The sequence below is a fragment of the uncultured Treponema sp. genome (genome assembly GCF_934725225.1).
Classification (GTDB): Bacteria; Spirochaetota; Spirochaetia; order Treponematales; family Treponemataceae; genus Treponema_D.
This window is the reverse complement of sequence record NZ_CAKVAM010000004.1, coordinates 292,156-306,943: the sequence shown is the minus strand read 5'-3', so window position 1 is coordinate 306,943 and position 14,788 is coordinate 292,156. Positions and strand designations below refer to the sequence as shown.

At 40.1% G+C, this 14,788-nt stretch carries 12 protein-coding genes; all 12 read left to right on the top strand.

The window, feature by feature from the left end; genetic code table 11:
- Positions 1 to 55 precede the first annotated feature (55 nt).
- The 12 genes from Q0H92_RS08285 to Q0H92_RS08230 all read left to right on the top strand — a co-directional run bounded on the left by Q0H92_RS08285 (position 56) and on the right by Q0H92_RS08230 (position 14,782).
- Positions 56 to 733 carry a DUF3990 domain-containing protein gene (locus Q0H92_RS08285; RefSeq protein ID WP_296013745.1) on the top strand — a complete coding sequence of 226 codons (678 nt, stop codon included), beginning with the start codon at positions 56 to 58 and terminating at the stop codon, positions 731 to 733.
- A complete protein-coding gene (locus Q0H92_RS08280) occupies positions 714 to 1,346 on the top strand; it encodes a helix-turn-helix transcriptional regulator (protein WP_296013744.1) in 633 nt (210 codons plus the stop codon). Before Q0H92_RS08285 ends, Q0H92_RS08280 begins: the two co-directional genes overlap by 20 nt.
- 227 nt (positions 1,347 to 1,573) lie before the next feature.
- A complete protein-coding gene (locus Q0H92_RS08275; protein ID WP_296013743.1) occupies positions 1,574 to 2,854 on the top strand; it encodes a hypothetical protein in 1,281 nt (426 codons plus the stop codon).
- A gap of 2 nt (positions 2,855 to 2,856) precedes the next feature.
- A complete protein-coding gene (locus Q0H92_RS08270) occupies positions 2,857 to 4,749 on the top strand; it encodes a hypothetical protein (RefSeq protein ID WP_296013742.1) in 1,893 nt (630 codons plus the stop codon).
- 86 nt (positions 4,750 to 4,835) lie between these two features.
- Complete coding sequence (locus tag Q0H92_RS08265) at positions 4,836 to 5,819, top strand: restriction endonuclease subunit M (RefSeq protein WP_296013740.1); 984 nt, start codon at positions 4,836 to 4,838, stop codon at positions 5,817 to 5,819.
- Between the two features lies 1 nt (position 5,820).
- Positions 5,821 to 9,906 (top strand): Eco57I restriction-modification methylase domain-containing protein, encoded by a 4,086-nt coding sequence (locus Q0H92_RS08260; protein WP_296013739.1) that lies wholly within the window; start codon positions 5,821 to 5,823, stop codon positions 9,904 to 9,906.
- A 12-nt stretch (positions 9,907 to 9,918) separates the two neighbouring features.
- Positions 9,919 to 10,914, top strand: coding sequence for a virulence RhuM family protein (locus tag Q0H92_RS08255; protein ID WP_296013737.1), 996 nt, complete (start codon positions 9,919 to 9,921; stop codon positions 10,912 to 10,914).
- A gap of 179 nt (positions 10,915 to 11,093) precedes the next feature.
- The gene (locus tag Q0H92_RS08250; protein ID WP_296013736.1) at positions 11,094 to 11,459 is read left to right on the top strand and encodes a helix-turn-helix transcriptional regulator; all 366 of its coding nucleotides are present in this window, start codon (positions 11,094 to 11,096) and stop codon (positions 11,457 to 11,459) included.
- A gap of 140 nt (positions 11,460 to 11,599) precedes the next feature.
- Positions 11,600 to 11,761, top strand: coding sequence for a hypothetical protein (locus Q0H92_RS08245; protein WP_296013735.1), 162 nt, complete (start codon positions 11,600 to 11,602; stop codon positions 11,759 to 11,761).
- Positions 11,762 to 11,796: 35 nt separating this feature from the next.
- Entirely contained in the window at positions 11,797 to 12,234 is a 438-nt protein-coding gene (locus Q0H92_RS08240) for a DNA-binding protein (protein WP_296013734.1), read from the top strand.
- Positions 12,235 to 12,411: 177 nt separating this feature from the next.
- Positions 12,412 to 13,344 (top strand): hypothetical protein, encoded by a 933-nt coding sequence (locus tag Q0H92_RS08235; protein WP_296013733.1) that lies wholly within the window; start codon positions 12,412 to 12,414, stop codon positions 13,342 to 13,344.
- Between the two features lie 202 nt (positions 13,345 to 13,546).
- A complete protein-coding gene (locus tag Q0H92_RS08230; protein ID WP_296013732.1) occupies positions 13,547 to 14,782 on the top strand; it encodes a phospholipase D-like domain-containing protein in 1,236 nt (411 codons plus the stop codon).
- Positions 14,783 to 14,788: the final 6 nt, after the last annotated feature.

The window sequence follows — 14,788 nt, the reverse complement described above, 5'->3', positions numbered from 1 at the left end:
CATAGACTATAAACTTTTCTTGAAAAAACTACTCCTATAAGAGTATTATATAGCTGTGAAAAAGAAGATTTATCATGGTTCAAATAAAATTATAGAAAAACCCATTTTTGGCTTTGAAAAGGCAATAAACGACTACGGATTAGGATTTTATTGCGCGGAAGAGCTTGATATGGCTAAGGAATGGGGCGTTTCAAAAAATTTAAACGGATATGCAAATATTTATGAGCTTGAACCCGGCGGATTGACTGTCTTGGACTTGAATTCTGAAAAATACACAATTCTTCATTGGCTTGCAATTCTTCTTGAAAACAGAATTTTTGACATTGGCTCGGCGCTTGCCGAAGAGGCAAAAAATTATCTTCTGAAAAATTTTTCTGTTCCTTACAAGGATTACGATATTGTTACTGGCTATAGGGCAGATGACAGCTATTTTTCATTTGCCGAGGATTTTATAAACGGAACAATCTCAGTCCGCCAGCTTGGAAACGCCATGAAACTTGGAAAGCTAGGTATTCAAGTTGTCCTGAAAAGCAAAAAAGCCTTTGACGCAATAAGATTTATTGGAGCTGAAACTGCCGATTATTCAGAATGGTTTTCAAAAAAAGAATTGAGGGATACAAGCATGCGACGTGAATATTTTGATGTTGAGCGGAATAAAAGACAGCGCGGTGATTTGTATATTGTCCAGATTCTTGACGAGGAGATAAAAGCCGATGATTCACGCCTACGATAAAACCTATCTTTCAAAGGCTCAGGTCAATCTTGGCTCAATGCTCGATTTTGCTGTCTACGACTTGAAAGAGAAGTTGCGCGGATTTTATAAAAAGTTTCTTTTGTCTGAAATTTCAGCCAGATTTGAAAGAGGCGAGTCATCTGTGATTGCAGGAAAGTCCGGTGTTGAGCTTGCTCTTGAAGTTTCCGGTGATTTTTCGCTTGCAAAAAAATACCGGCCGGCCGCGAACAAAAGTCCTGAATACTGGGCTGGCTGGGCGTTGGCATATTTTCAATGGCAGACCAATTTGACATTCAAGAAAATAGATTCTCTGATACCGATAGAAGAGATTCTTGGAATGTACAGTCCTTATCATGAGATGGATATTTCTCATTTCTGCGGAAAAATGGCGGAGCTTTATAATTCAAGGAAGCAAAGCACGAATCTAAAATTGCAGAGGCAAACGGCGGGATTTTCGCAGAAAGAACTTTCAGAAATTTCTGGTGTGCCGCTGCGCACAATTCAGCAGTACGAGCAGGGCCAGAAAAATATAAATTCAGCAAAGGCAGAAACTGTGCTGAAGCTTGCAAAAGTCCTTGAATGTTCCGCAGAAGATTTGATGGAAATAGACTGATAAATCAAGCTGTTTTTTCCGCTTCAAAATCCAGTAAAAAATAAAGTAACTAAGTTGAGCGAATAAAGTAACTATATTTCCAAATATAGTTACTTTATTTTAAAATATAGTGACTATATTTGCCCAACATAGTGGGAATATTTTTATAAGAATTCCCCCTGCAAATCCGCTAAAAATATGTTATAATTTTCTTATAAAATAAAAAACATTCGGGGGAGTCTGCGGATTTGTATAACGATGAAAGTCAGCTTTATTTTGATTTTGATGATTATTCTGACGGCGAGAGCGTCTGCCAGGAGAATTTGAATTTTTGCGCGGTTCAGGCAATTAAAAATGCGGATTCTATTCTTGACCGCTTTGAAAACCTTGAGCTTTTGAATGTGCTTGAGCATGAGAGCAAGATTAAGAAGATTGACGGCCATTCTTCTTTTGTGTTCCGCGCGGTGGACAGCGTTACAGACAAGAAGGTTGTCCTAAAATGCCTTGACCCGCTTTTTTCCCAGCGTATTGCAGGAATTTCTGACATAGACACCGATATAGACTACGAAAAGCTTTTTGAGTGGGAAGACAAAATCCTTTCTGAGCTGAAAAACAACCGCCATACGCCGGATGTTATAGGCCGTCTTTCGCGCGCTCCGGTTCTGATTGAAGCCGGCGGAAAAACTTTTTCGCACACGCTAAGCTATATTGCAATCGAAAACCTTAATATCGAGCTTAAAAAGGCTTTTTTTGACAACAGCAGTCCCTCGCTTTTAAAATATGCAAAAAGGCTTAGGCTGTTCTGCCAGATTCTTAACGCTGTATGCTCTGTGCATGGCGGCGGAGTTTTTCACCGTGATCTAAAGCCTTCAAATCTTATGGCAAAATCCGGCAGGCAAAAGGACGGCGTTGTGCTGATTGACTTTGCCTCAAGCTGCGCAGAAAAGAATGTCCGCGAGAAAATCCGCCTCTATCCTGAAAAATGGCACGGAACAGAAGGCTATGCCTCGCCTGAAATTCTCTGCGGTCTTCCGCCTGAAAAAGAGCTTGCCCGTGCGCAGGATATGTATTCATTGGGCTGCATGCTTTACGAGCTTTTTGGCTGCCGCACATTCAAGCAGAAATTATACGAGACGAACCCGGGCTATATAGAAACTCTTGAAAACTGCCGCGTTTATCCAAATGACGGAAACAGCTTTGCAGAAAGGCTTGAAGTGTTCAATTCCTATCTTGATGAATTTTCGCGCTCGGTTCGTCTTGTAGCTTTAGGGGATGAGGCTGACATTCCGTCTTTTATAAAGCAGGAAATTGACCTGGTTATCCAGCGGTTCACTTCGTTTGACTGGAGAAAGCGTCCTTGCAAAGAAGATTTTCCTGAAATCCGCAGGAAGCTTTTTTGCCTTTCAAAGATTATGGAGAACACTCATCTTCGCTCAGAGTTCAAAAGGCGGAAGTCTTTGCATAAAAAACGCCTTATTGAAAAGTCAGCGGCGCAGCTTGTTTCTGCAATGCCAAAAACGGAGGCTTAAAAATGACAACGACCGAAACATGCACAGAACTCTCTCTTGCCCAAAAAAACGTTTCCAACATAAAAATTGACACTCTTATTCCTGAAATTACACTTACGCTTAGTCTTGAGGATTTTACCGATTTTTCAAAGGCCGCAAAGCTTGAGGTAAGAAAGTCCACAGCCGTAATATTCAAGGAAAAAATTGAAAACCAGATTGCAGAATTTGAAAACGACAATTCTTCGTTTGCCAAGAATGAACGCTATTCTGACACTTATTATTATCGTCTTTCTGTCTACTACAAGCTTTTGGGCGACTTTGAGAATGAAAGAAAATGCCTTGAAAAAATCCAGTCAAAGGCAAACGCTTTTTTTGAGGAGCAAAAGACGAAAAGTCTGCTTGTTGCGGAAGCTTTAAAAAATCTCTCCAGGACAGAAAATGCTTCTCAAAGCATTCTTAAGAGTGAGACTGCGGAAACCGTCAGAAGCCTTTCCTGCGTTCTGCTTGCCGCTGGGGACTACAGCGGCGCAAACAAGATGATAGAGTCGTTTCTTGAAAAACAGGACGATGATGCGGAAGAAAACTATGAGCTTTTGTGCCAGTACGGCCTTACTTTTGTTCTTTTGAACGACTTGCGCAAGGCTGTTCACACATTCCGCTATGTTTTTTACAATATTGAAAGCACAAGCGATGTTGCCCTTATGCTTGCTTACCTTTACCGCGCCTTGCTGAATCAGGAAAAGCCTAAAAAAAGAAAATGCGCGCTTTATAAAAAGACTGTCTTTTGGCTTAAAAACGCCGCCTGCCTTAATCCTTCATCAAAGCAGGTTGCGGACTTTTTCTATAAAACTGCGTTCAAGACAGAAACAGAATACTTTACGCGCTTTATGGAAAGATTTGTGAAATTTCCTTCCACAAAAAAAGACAGGGAATATTTTATTGACTCTATGAATATTCTTGGCAACTGCTATTTTGAGCAGGAACGCTTTGCCGACTGCCTTGAAGTTCTGCAGGAAATCTGCGCCCAGGATTATTTTTCCGCCGGAATATGGAGCAACATTGCGCTTTGCAATATCAGAATGAACAAGAATGAGCGCGCCTTAAAAAATGCCGAAAAGTCATATCTAAAGCTAAAGGAAACAGACGGAAAACGGCTAAAGCGCAATGTTTCTTCTATATATATGGATTTATTGTGCAAGGCGAAAAAGTATGACGCTGCTTTAAAGGTGTTTGAGGAAAGATTCGGAGCGGTTTTTGTTCCTTCAAACAAAAAAGAATTTCTTGATGTGTGCGACCTGTTTATGCGGATTCTGATTGAAAAAAAGGAATTTGCGCGCGCCGCAGAGTATGCTGATTTTTTATGGCAATGCACGAAGAGCTCCCAGACTGAAGAGATGGCGGAAGTAAAAGTCTGCATACTGAACACAAAAATCAGGCTTTTTGCGGATATTTCATATAATCCTGAGATTCTTATGGAGTGCTCATTCGAGCTTGAAAAGCTTTTTTATGAATACAGAAAGACGCACGACGGCCTGCCTTTGTTCTTCAACAATCTTGTGTATTCAAGGCTTGAAGCCGGCGGGAACATTGACGGCAAAATCCTTGACATTTTTTTGAGCAACGTAACGGCAAACTGCTATATGTGCGCCACATTCGGCCTTTATCAGGCGCGCATAAAAAACAATGCGGAAAAATGCGCCCGCTACTACGACAAGTCGGTTGAGCTTGCAACGGCAGACGACTTTGAAGACCGCTCAAACCTTGCCGAAGAGCTGCGCCTAAAACGCGACCTTGAGCTGTTCCGCCTTTATGAAAAGTCTGGAAACCAGCGCGAGGCTGAGCGGATAAAAGCGCGCATAATAAAAAAATGCCCGGAAGAGCTGTGGTTCTACAGGGAAGCTGTGAGAAGGGTGTAGACGGCTGGTTTCTTTATACAGAAGAAAAAAAATCAAAATTATGCTAAATTAAAAGAAGCTTACAAATTGAATCTTATAATAAACCTATGCCAGAAAAAAACTGTATTGACATAAAAGAAAATAACCTCCTCAAAATAGACAATGAGCTTCTTGAGCTTCTCCTGCAGGACAAGACAACCGGCAGAAACATAATCTGGGCGACTGACAACTACACAAAGCACGGCGCGCAGTACGCTTTTGAAAAGCCGATTCTTGTTGAGCTTATAACTTCAAGAAACGGAAGCATAATAAAGCCGCGCACGCAAAAGTCAAAGGCAGAGCAGCAGAAGCGCGTAAGGCAGAAAGCCGAGGTTTTTACGCCAAGCTGGGTTTGCAACTTGCAGAACAACCTTGTTGATGAAGTATGGTTCGGGTGGAAAAATGCGTTTAATATAGAAGAAAAATGCTCCTGGAAAACAATAAAAGAGAAAATCTCATTCCCGGAAGCGGAAAACAAGAGCTGGAAAGACTACGTTTGTTCAACAAGGCTTGAAATCACCTGCGGAGAAGCTCCTTACATCACAAGCCGGTACGACGCTGTAACAGGGGAGTATATAGAAGTTCCTGAACGTGTGGGATTTTTGGACAGAAAGCTCCGCGTTGTAAATGAGAATACCGAAAGCCGCGGGGACTGGCTGAAATGGGCTTTTTCGGCGGTTCAAAGCTCCTACGGTTTTGAATGGCAGGGCGACAACGTTTTAATCGCAAGGGAGAACGTCCTTTTTACGGTCGCCGAGCATTATCAGCATAAATTCAACGAGAATCTTTCGGCACAGGATTTAGCCGGCTTTGCAAAAATAATTGTCTGGAATATCTGGCAGATGGACGGGCTTAAATTTGTTGTTCCGAACAGCTGCACGGAAAAAGAAGTCTTAGAGCAGGATTTGTTTGAGACAAGAATAGTCTCAAAGGCGTGCGAGGGCTGCAAGAAAAACAATCCGCTAAAGCACAACGGAATCTACTGCAAGATAAAGGACTGGAAAAAGAATGAGATAGTAAGGTTCGTGGACTGCGTTGAAGGAGATGAGTAAAATGGATTTTTCTGAAGTTGACAAGATTGTTTTTGGAAGAATTGAGCCTTATATTTATGCTTTCAATACAAATTCAATTCCGAACTATCTGAAAGTTGGAGACACATACCGTCCTGTAAAAGTGCGTCTGGCGGAGTGGAGAAAATATTTTCCGAATCTTACCCAGCAGTTTGAGGACAAGGCGGCAGTAACAGAAGATGTGTATTTTCGGGACTATTCAATTCATCAATATTTGGAAACAGAAAAAAGAAAGCACAGGCTTACTCAAAAAGATTTGGCTGGAATCAGTGCGGAAAGCAATTATTATTCAAATGAATTTTTCCGGGAGACTTCAAAAGAAGAAATTTCCGAGGCGATAAATGACATAAAGCTTGATTTTGCTGGCAAAACAGGAAAATACCACTTTTACAGTAAAAGCGACAAGTCGGCAAATTCATTTGTCTATGAGAGAAGCGGCGAAGTTTGGACTTTGCGCCCGAATCAGCAGGAAGCGGTAGAAAATTATCTGAACGCTGTAAAAAACGGACACAGAAATCTTCTTATGTATGCTGTAATGCGCTTTGGAAAATCGTTCACTTCTATGTGCTGCGCAAAAGTGTCCGGCGCGAAATTTGTGGTTGTTGTAAGCGCAAAGGCAGATGTTAAAGATGAATGGAAAAAGACTGTAGAAATCCCAAAGAATTTTGAGGATTATGATTTTCTTGAATCAAAAGACCTGATTGCGGATGAAAATATTCTGAAAGAGAAATTTGAGGCAAAAAGACGGATTGTCCTGTTTCTTACATTGCAGGATCTGCAGGGAGAAAAAATCAAGGAAAAGCACAAAACTGTCTTTACAGAAACTGTAGATCTGCTGATTGTCGATGAAACTCATTTTGGAGCGCGCGCCGAAAGCTACGGAAAAGTTCTGAGAAATCTGGATTTTCAGGAAGATGAAGGCTTAAAGAAAGTCAAATTTGATGACGAATTTGTTGACAGCGAAAAAGCCGAAAAGCAGATAAAATCGTTCAAGGCAAAAGTAAAGCTTCATCTTTCGGGAACTCCATACCGCATTCTGATGGGAAGCGAGTTTCAAAAAGACGACATAATCTGTTTCTGCCAGTTCGCGGACATTGTGAAAGAGCAGGAAGCGTGGGATAAAGATAACATCTTAAAAGATGATGTAAAGGAGTGGGACAATCCTTATTACGGCTTTCCGCAGATGATTAGGTTTGCCTTTAATCTGAACACTTCTGCCAGAAAGAAACTTGAAGAGCTTAAAAAAAACGGCGTGTCTTATGCTTTCAGCGCATTGTTCAAGCCAAAATCAATAAGAAAAGATGAAGATAATGAATATAAAAAATTTGTCTATGAAAAGGAAATCCTTGAGCTTCTTGAAGCAATAGACGGCTCAAAGGCTGATGACGAGCTTATGCCGTTCCTTGATTATGACAAATTCAAGAAAGGCAAAATGTGCCGCCATATTGTCGCGGTTCTTCCGTATTGCGCAAGCTGCGATGCTCTTGAAAATCTTATTACAAGCAACAAGGCAAAATTCAAGAATTTGAACTTGTATAAAATAATAAATATTTCTGGGCTTGATAACGTCTATAAGAAAGTTTCTGATGTAAAAAATGAAATAAGAAAGGCTGAAAAAGAGAAAGTAAAGACGCTTACCCTGACTGTAAACCGGATGCTGACCGGAAGCACAGTTGAGCAGTGGGACACAATGCTTTATTTTAAGGATACAAGCTCGCCACAGGAATACGATCAGGCTGTTTTCAGGCTTCAGAACCAGTATATAAAAATTCTTGAGGACAAAGACGGAAACAAGATAAAATTCAATATGAAGCCGCAGACTCTGCTCGTTGATTTTGACCCGTTGCGCCTCTTTCAGATGCAGGAGAAAAAATCCCTTATTTACAATGTGAACACAGACGAGAGCGGAAACAACAAGCTTGAAGAGCGTCTTAGGGAAGAACTTAGAATAAGCCCTGTTATCGCCGCAAATGCAGAAAGGCTTGTCCAGATAACGCCCGCCGACATCATGAAAGCCGTGAGCGAATACTCAAGAAACAAGGGCGTTGCCGAGGAAACTGTTGAAATTCCTGTTGACATGAACCTGATGAAAATTTCAGATATTTACGCGGAAATCGAAAAGCAAGGAAAACTTGGCTCGAAAGAAGGCTTTGCAATAAAATCTGCGGACGGAGATGGCAACGGCCTTGATATTGAAAATCCTGATGATTCTGAAAATACCAATAAAGCGGCTTCTCAGGACGAGTCCAAGACTAAAAGTCCTGATGAAAATTCAGACGGAAATGAAACAAAAGATTTGATTCAAAAATGGCGCACGTATTATGCCAGAATTCTTTTCTTTGCCTTTCTGACAAAAGACAGGGTAAAATCCTTGCGGGATATTATAGATTGCGCCTCAACTGGTGAAAATCCTAGAATATTAACAAACCTTTCGCTAAAAACATCCGTTCTTGAGCTTATCCGCCAGAATATGGACAAGTTCGGATTAAGCCAGCTGGATTACAAAATCGATCATTTGAATGAGCTTTCCGCAGACGATAAAGTTCCGCCGCTGCAAAGAGCCAAGACAGCCCTTACAAAATTCGGGCGGCTAAGCGAAAGCGAGGTTGTAACTCCAGAAAAAACTTGCGACGAGATGGTAAGCCTCTTGCCGACTTCGTGCTTTGAATCCGCGCTGAGCAAAAACAGGGCGATTCTTGACATAAACAGCAAAATGGCGGAATTCGCGATTTCAATCTATAAAAAATACGAGTCTTTGGGAAAGAATTTATCAGAGTTCAAAGACCGTATTTATTCTATTCCGTCCTCCGCTTACACTTACGAGTTCACAAGAAAAATCTATGAAATTCTTGGACTGAACACAGAATGTATCGCAAAAAACTTTGTGAGCTACGACCTGCTGAAAATAAGAAACAAGGACGGAATCGATTGCGAGAAAATCAGAGAGCTGCTCAGCCAGAACAAGCCGTTTGAGCAGATAAGACTTGATGATGAAATAGACAAAACAAAAGAAGGAAACGAAGAAATGAAATTTGAAGCTGTCATAGGAAATCCGCCGTATCAGGTTACAGCTACAGGAGATGCAAACGGCTCTGACCCGATTTATCATTTGTTCATAGATGTTTCATGCAAATTTGCTGACAATGTTATAATGATTCATCCTGCAAGATTTTTGTTTAATGCAGGAAAGACACCTAAAGACTGGAATCAGAAAATCCTGAATAACGAGCATTTTAAAGTCGTAAAATACTGGGCAAAGAGCGATGAAGTTTTTCCTACGGTCGATATAAAAGGCGGTGTTGCCGTTACTTATTGGGACAAAAATAAAAATTTTGGAAAGATAGGAACTTTTGTTGCGTTTGAGGAATTGCAGTCTGCATTGAGAAAAGTCAAAAATTCGGATTTTAAGACTTTTTCTGATTTAATTTATGGAAGAGACTTATACAAGGTTACAGAAAAACTCTATGAGGAAAATCCATGGGCTGAAAATCGTCAAAGCAAAGGACACAGATATGATTGTGGCTCAAACATTTTTTCAATTTTCCCTGAACTTTTCTTTGATGAAAAGCCGAATGACGGAATAGAATACGTGCGGATTTACGGACGGGAAAACAACAACCGTATTTTGAAATGGATAAAAAAATCTTACATCAGAATTCCAGATAATTTTGATTTCTATAAAATTTTTATTCCTAAAGCAAACGGATCGGGGGCGATAGGCGAAGTACTATCGACCCCGATAGTCGGCGAGCCGATAGTCGGCGAGCCGATAGTCGGCTCTACAACGACTTTTTTAAGCATTGGAAAATTTACGACAAAAGAAGAAGCCGAAAACTGCATGAAATACATAAAGACAAAATTTGCCCGCGCAATGTTGGGAACATTAAAAGTAACGCAGGATAATCCTCGTGAAACCTGGGCAAACGTTCCTCTCCAAGACTTCACCCCAAACAGCGACATCGACTGGACTGCCTCCATCCAAGAAATTGACCAGCAACTCTACAAAAAATACAACCTAGACAAAGCCGAAATCGACTTCATCGAAAAAAACGTCAAGGCAATGGAGTAAGGGAAAAATAAAATGAATCAAAATAATATAGTTTTTTATCAGTCTGAAAATAAAAATATAGTTATCAATGTAATTTATAAAGATGAAACTTTTTGGCTTACTCAAAAGGCTATGGCTGAACTGTTCGATGTAAACACGCAGGCAATTACAAAGCATCTGCAAAATATTTATGAGGAGCAGGAACTTTCTGAAAAGGCAACTTGTTCCAAAATGGAACAAGTTCAACAGGAAGGAAATCGCTCTGTAAAACGCAATTTGGTTTTTTACAATCTCGACGCAATCATTGCGGTTGGCTACAGGATAAATTCCAAGAAAGCTACAAAATTCCGCCAGTGGGCGACAAAAACATTAAAAGAATACATCACAAAGGGCTTTGTCTTGAATGAGGAGCTTTTGAAAAACGGCAAACCGTTTGGAAAAGATTATTTTGATGAGCTGCTTGAGAAAATCAGAGAGATTCGTGCGAGTGAACGGCGCGCTTATCAAAAAATCACAGATATTTTTGAGCAGTGCAGCTGCGATTATGACAAGAACAGCGAGACAACTAAAAACTTTTATGCGTTTGTTCAAAATAAACTGCATTACGCTGTTTCTGGAAATACTGCGGCGGAAATTGTCTACAACCGTGCTGACTCTTCAAAAGAGCACATGGGGCTTACAAACTGGAAAAATTCGCCAGACGGAAAGATCTATAAGTCCGATGTTGTGATTGCAAAAAACTATTTGAATGAAAAAGAAATTTCTCGCCTGAATCGGCTTGTTACAATGTTCATTGATTATGCGGAGCTTCAGGCAGAGGACGGAATTCTTATGAAAATGCAGGATTGTGTGGATGCTGTAAATTCATTTTTGCAGGGTAACCGCCAGAAAATCCTTGAAACAAAAGGAAAAATCAGTCATGGACAGGCGATTGAAAAAGCACACAAAGAATATGAGATTTTCCGGGTGATTCAGGACAAGGAATATATTTCAGAGTTCGACAGGCAGACAAAAATGATTGATAAATAATAATTAGAAAATATTAGTTTCTGAAACGCTTTCCGAAAATTGTGTGGTTGGAATAGAATTTTTTTTTGTTGAAACACAAATCAAATAATTTTTCAACATTTTTTTAAATTTTCTACTTGCAATTTTATTTCACAAGGTGTATATTATTATCAGGTAGGAGAGAATAAGGGGGTTGGAATATGCCGGCGACTGAATACGGAAAATATCTGAAGAAGCTCAGGATTGACAAGGACAAGACGCTTGCGGCAATGGCTAAGGATATGGGGATTGCGCCTTCTTATCTTTCGGCGATTGAAAGCGGAGAGCGCGTTATTCCAGTTGATTTTACGGAAAAGGTTTCTGAAAAGTATTCGTTGGATGATACGGCAAAAGACGAGCTTAGGGAGCTTGAGCTTAAAACTCCGCGCAATGCGGTTCAGCTTGACTTTAAGAAGTCTGGAAGCACGGAGGAGCAGAAAAATCTTGCGATTCTGTTTGCCCAGAAATATGCGGGCTTGAGCACTAAGCAGATTGAAAAAATCCGCGCGGTGCTTGAAGAAAAATAGAAGAACTGGTCTGATGGCTAGAAAAGGAGGTGTGCCTATGATTGTGCAAGGCGTAAAAGGCAAAAAAATAACCGCTTAAAAGAAACGGCAATTTCTTAAAGCGGCTTGGTCAAAGAAGCAAGAAGAATCTTGTTCAATGAATGTGTACTATCGATTATAGGTTCTTCTCTTCTTTTAGTCAACAGTTCGGAAACGGCTCTGAAAAAAATGTAATCAGCGCGTATGTTCCGGCCTTGCGGGATTCAAAACTGAATTTTCGCATGAATAATTATGCGCCGCAAAAAGTTTATGCGGCTGACTAAAAACGCAGCTCTATTTTAGGCTGCAAGGAGACAAAATGAACTTTAAAATAACAAAACGTCCGAATCCGCGTGTAAAGGGTTCTTATCTGTTTCATGCTTCGCCTTTTTATTCAGACGAGCTTACAATCCTTGACCTTGCGAAAGATATTAGCGACGGCTGTACGCTGAACGTTACCGATGTGGAGGCGGTTCTTTCTTCGCTGGTAAGAAAATTGCCGTTGTTCCTTAAAAAGGGCTTTATTGTTCAGCTTGGCTCGTTCGGAAGAATCCGGCTTTCATTTAGCGCAAAGGGCAAGGAAAAGGCTTCTGATGTTGAGGCGGCGGACATTTTGCGCAAGCGGATTGTCCTTGTTCCATGCTCGGAAATCAGAAAAGAGATTGAGTCAACGGCTTTTTCAAAAGTCAATGTGGTTACAGAAAGTTCTTTGGAATCTTCCTCTGAAGAAACTGACGAAAATGAAGTTTCCGCATAGAACATTCTAGTTTTTGCCGCCGGCGGAAGATGCTGTTTATAGGCCGCTTCTGCTGGCGGTGATTTTTTTTAATATTTTCCTCTCCGACACTCCATGTCGCTCTTGCGTTTTATACTAAAGAAAAATAAAGCGAAAGGGCGATTTTTTTTATTTGCGCCACGTGTTTTGGAGGTTGCTATGTCGGAAAAGCAGATTCTTATCAATTTCGGGAAAAACTGGTTTGAGTTTTCAAAAAGCTGGACGGGGCAGCTTGACTACTGCGGAAAAGTTGAAAATCCGTCGCATCTGAATGTTGAAAATTATCAGAAACTTGCATCAAGCGCATATTTTACGCCGAGCTACTACGTGTTCTTGCGGGACGGACTGAACTGCACGCCAAGAATTTACGTTTCGCCGGAAACCGATGTCTCGGACAAGGACACTTTTGATTTTCTTCTTCATGTCGGCTCGTTGCTCTGCGCGGTTGAGGCTAAGGATTCTCTTCTTGCAGGCGAGCTTTATCTGCGTCGGAAAAAATCGTTCGAGAAATTCGCGCGGCTCACTCAGTTTATAATCGAGCCAGTTTCTGCGGAAATTCTTTTCTCTCTTTTGTTCGGCAGGCTTTATGATATGGAAGAAAACGAGATTCCGCTTGTTCTGGATGCGGCAAAAAAGAAATTGTCTTACCGCTGTGAATCTGAGACTTTGGAGCAGGCGTTCGTGCGCTATTTTAAGGAAAATGAAGCTTGCCTTACGCTTCCGGTTGTCGGAATGAACTATCACAGCTGGTCGCCGTATTCTGACTTTCTTGACGGACTTGCGGAAAATCTAAAGCCGGAAGATTTGCTTGTTCAGTCGGAAAAAATCAGAAAGGCAAAGCACGATTTTTATTCCTCTCTTGAAATTGCGGTTCAGGCAGAACCGTACAATCATGCCGATGAAAATGCGGTTGCGGTGATGGCGGAAAGCTTAGACGCGAAAATCGCCGGAAACCCGGGACTTGAAAAAGCAGGGTATATCCGCGCAACCGCTGCAAAAATAATCCGCGCCGCAAAACCTGAAAAAATGTCTTTTAAGGCGGAGCTTGTGCGGATTGGCGGCCGGGATGTCGTTTTAAAGATTGAAGTGTAACGGAAAGGGGAGAAATTATGGAAAACGCGGTTCTTTTTATGATGATTATATTCTTGGTTGTGGCGGAATCTCTGATTGTTTTTTTGCTTAAACGGAAGGTGAAAAAGATTTTGAGAGAGTAGGAATGCTTTCTATTTTTCTGACTGTGATTTTTTAGATTAAGATAAAAGTTGTGGTATAATTATATTGGAGGAAAATAAGAATGCGTATTATTACAAATTCCAACAAGCCTAATGATAGAATGTTTAAACTGCTTTCTGAACAAGGGAAAAACACACAAGTTCTGATTGCCTCTGCCTTTTTTAACGAAGCTAAAATGGCATTGGAAATGGTAAATAACAACTGCACAATAATGTTAATTGTTCGTCTTGATTATGGAACTTCTCCAGAAGCTCTTTGGAAAATTTTAGGTAATAAAAATATTGATATACGCTTCTTTACTGGGCCGCATTTTCATCCAAAATTCTATATTTTTGGTAATAATACGGCTTATTTAGGTTCTTCTAACTTTACAACTCCCGGACTGACAACAAACAATGAAGTAAATATTGAATTTGATTCAGAAGAACCTGTCTTTGAAGAGTTGAAATCAGCATTTTGGGATTATTGGAATCAAGCGGAAGTTTTGACAAAGGAAAAACTTGATAAATTTGCAGATATTGTTGCAAATTGTAAAAATCCGGAACCTTTTCGCTCTATTATGGCCTCTGTGGGAACGTATGAATATAACAATGTAGGCAGAACAGAAATATCTGAAAACCAAAGAGAAAAATATGTTTCGAATTTCAGAAAATCATATCAGCGTTATATAAGTCGTTTTAATATCTTGAAAGATATATATGAAAGCACAAAAGTTCGCCGTTATCCGAATGTTCCATTGAGAATAGAAGTGGATAGGTTTTTATGGTGGATTAGAGAAGTTTATGCGGCTGGAGAAAATTATAGAGGAATTCCTGAAAAAGACACTGCTAGCATAAAAAAAGAAATAATTCCATATATAAAAGAATTTGAAAACGTTAAAAATGGCTATCTTGATACATCAGCCTCAACAAGATTCTTCTCAGTTTCAAATGGATTCAAATCAAAAGAAATGATTGGAAAAATGAATTTTGATGAAATATTCGATATTCTCGCTGAGGTTTATGCTTTTCATGATAGTTTAAGATTTTATGCTGGTGGACTTGCTACGTTGAAAGAAACTTTTAAGAATGAAAATGAATTGGATAAAATAAAGAAAACAATCATATATCTGCTTTTTGGTAAAAACGAATATGAGGAAAGAATTTTTGACTGTCTTTATGATGAGCATTATAAATTAAAAGGTTTTGGAGAACATTGTCTAAAAGAGCTTTATGGTCTTGTGAATTCAGATGAAATTCCTATTTGCAATGGTCGGACATTGAAAAGTATGGAATGGCTTGGATTCGGAAAACTGTAATAAGGA

Bases quoted from the DNA above. Each gene is read 5' to 3' on its own strand.
- Q0H92_RS08270 (WP_296013742.1), top strand. From the start codon at position 2,857: ATGACAACGACCGAAACATGCACAGAACTCTCTCTTGCCCAAAAAAAC.
- Q0H92_RS08280 (WP_296013744.1), top strand. From the start codon at position 714: ATGATTCACGCCTACGATAAAACCTATCTTTCAAAGGCTCAGGTCAAT.
- Q0H92_RS08230 (WP_296013732.1), top strand. From the start codon at position 13,547: ATGCGTATTATTACAAATTCCAACAAGCCTAATGATAGAATGTTTAAA.
- Q0H92_RS08260 (WP_296013739.1), top strand. From the start codon at position 5,821: ATGGATTTTTCTGAAGTTGACAAGATTGTTTTTGGAAGAATTGAGCCT.
- Q0H92_RS08255 (WP_296013737.1), top strand. From the start codon at position 9,919: ATGAATCAAAATAATATAGTTTTTTATCAGTCTGAAAATAAAAATATA.
- Q0H92_RS08235 (WP_296013733.1), top strand. From the start codon at position 12,412: ATGTCGGAAAAGCAGATTCTTATCAATTTCGGGAAAAACTGGTTTGAG.
- Q0H92_RS08250 (WP_296013736.1), top strand. From the start codon at position 11,094: ATGCCGGCGACTGAATACGGAAAATATCTGAAGAAGCTCAGGATTGAC.
- Q0H92_RS08240 (WP_296013734.1), top strand. From the start codon at position 11,797: ATGAACTTTAAAATAACAAAACGTCCGAATCCGCGTGTAAAGGGTTCT.
- Q0H92_RS08265 (WP_296013740.1), top strand. From the start codon at position 4,836: ATGCCAGAAAAAAACTGTATTGACATAAAAGAAAATAACCTCCTCAAA.
- Q0H92_RS08245 (WP_296013735.1), top strand. From the start codon at position 11,600: ATGTGTACTATCGATTATAGGTTCTTCTCTTCTTTTAGTCAACAGTTC.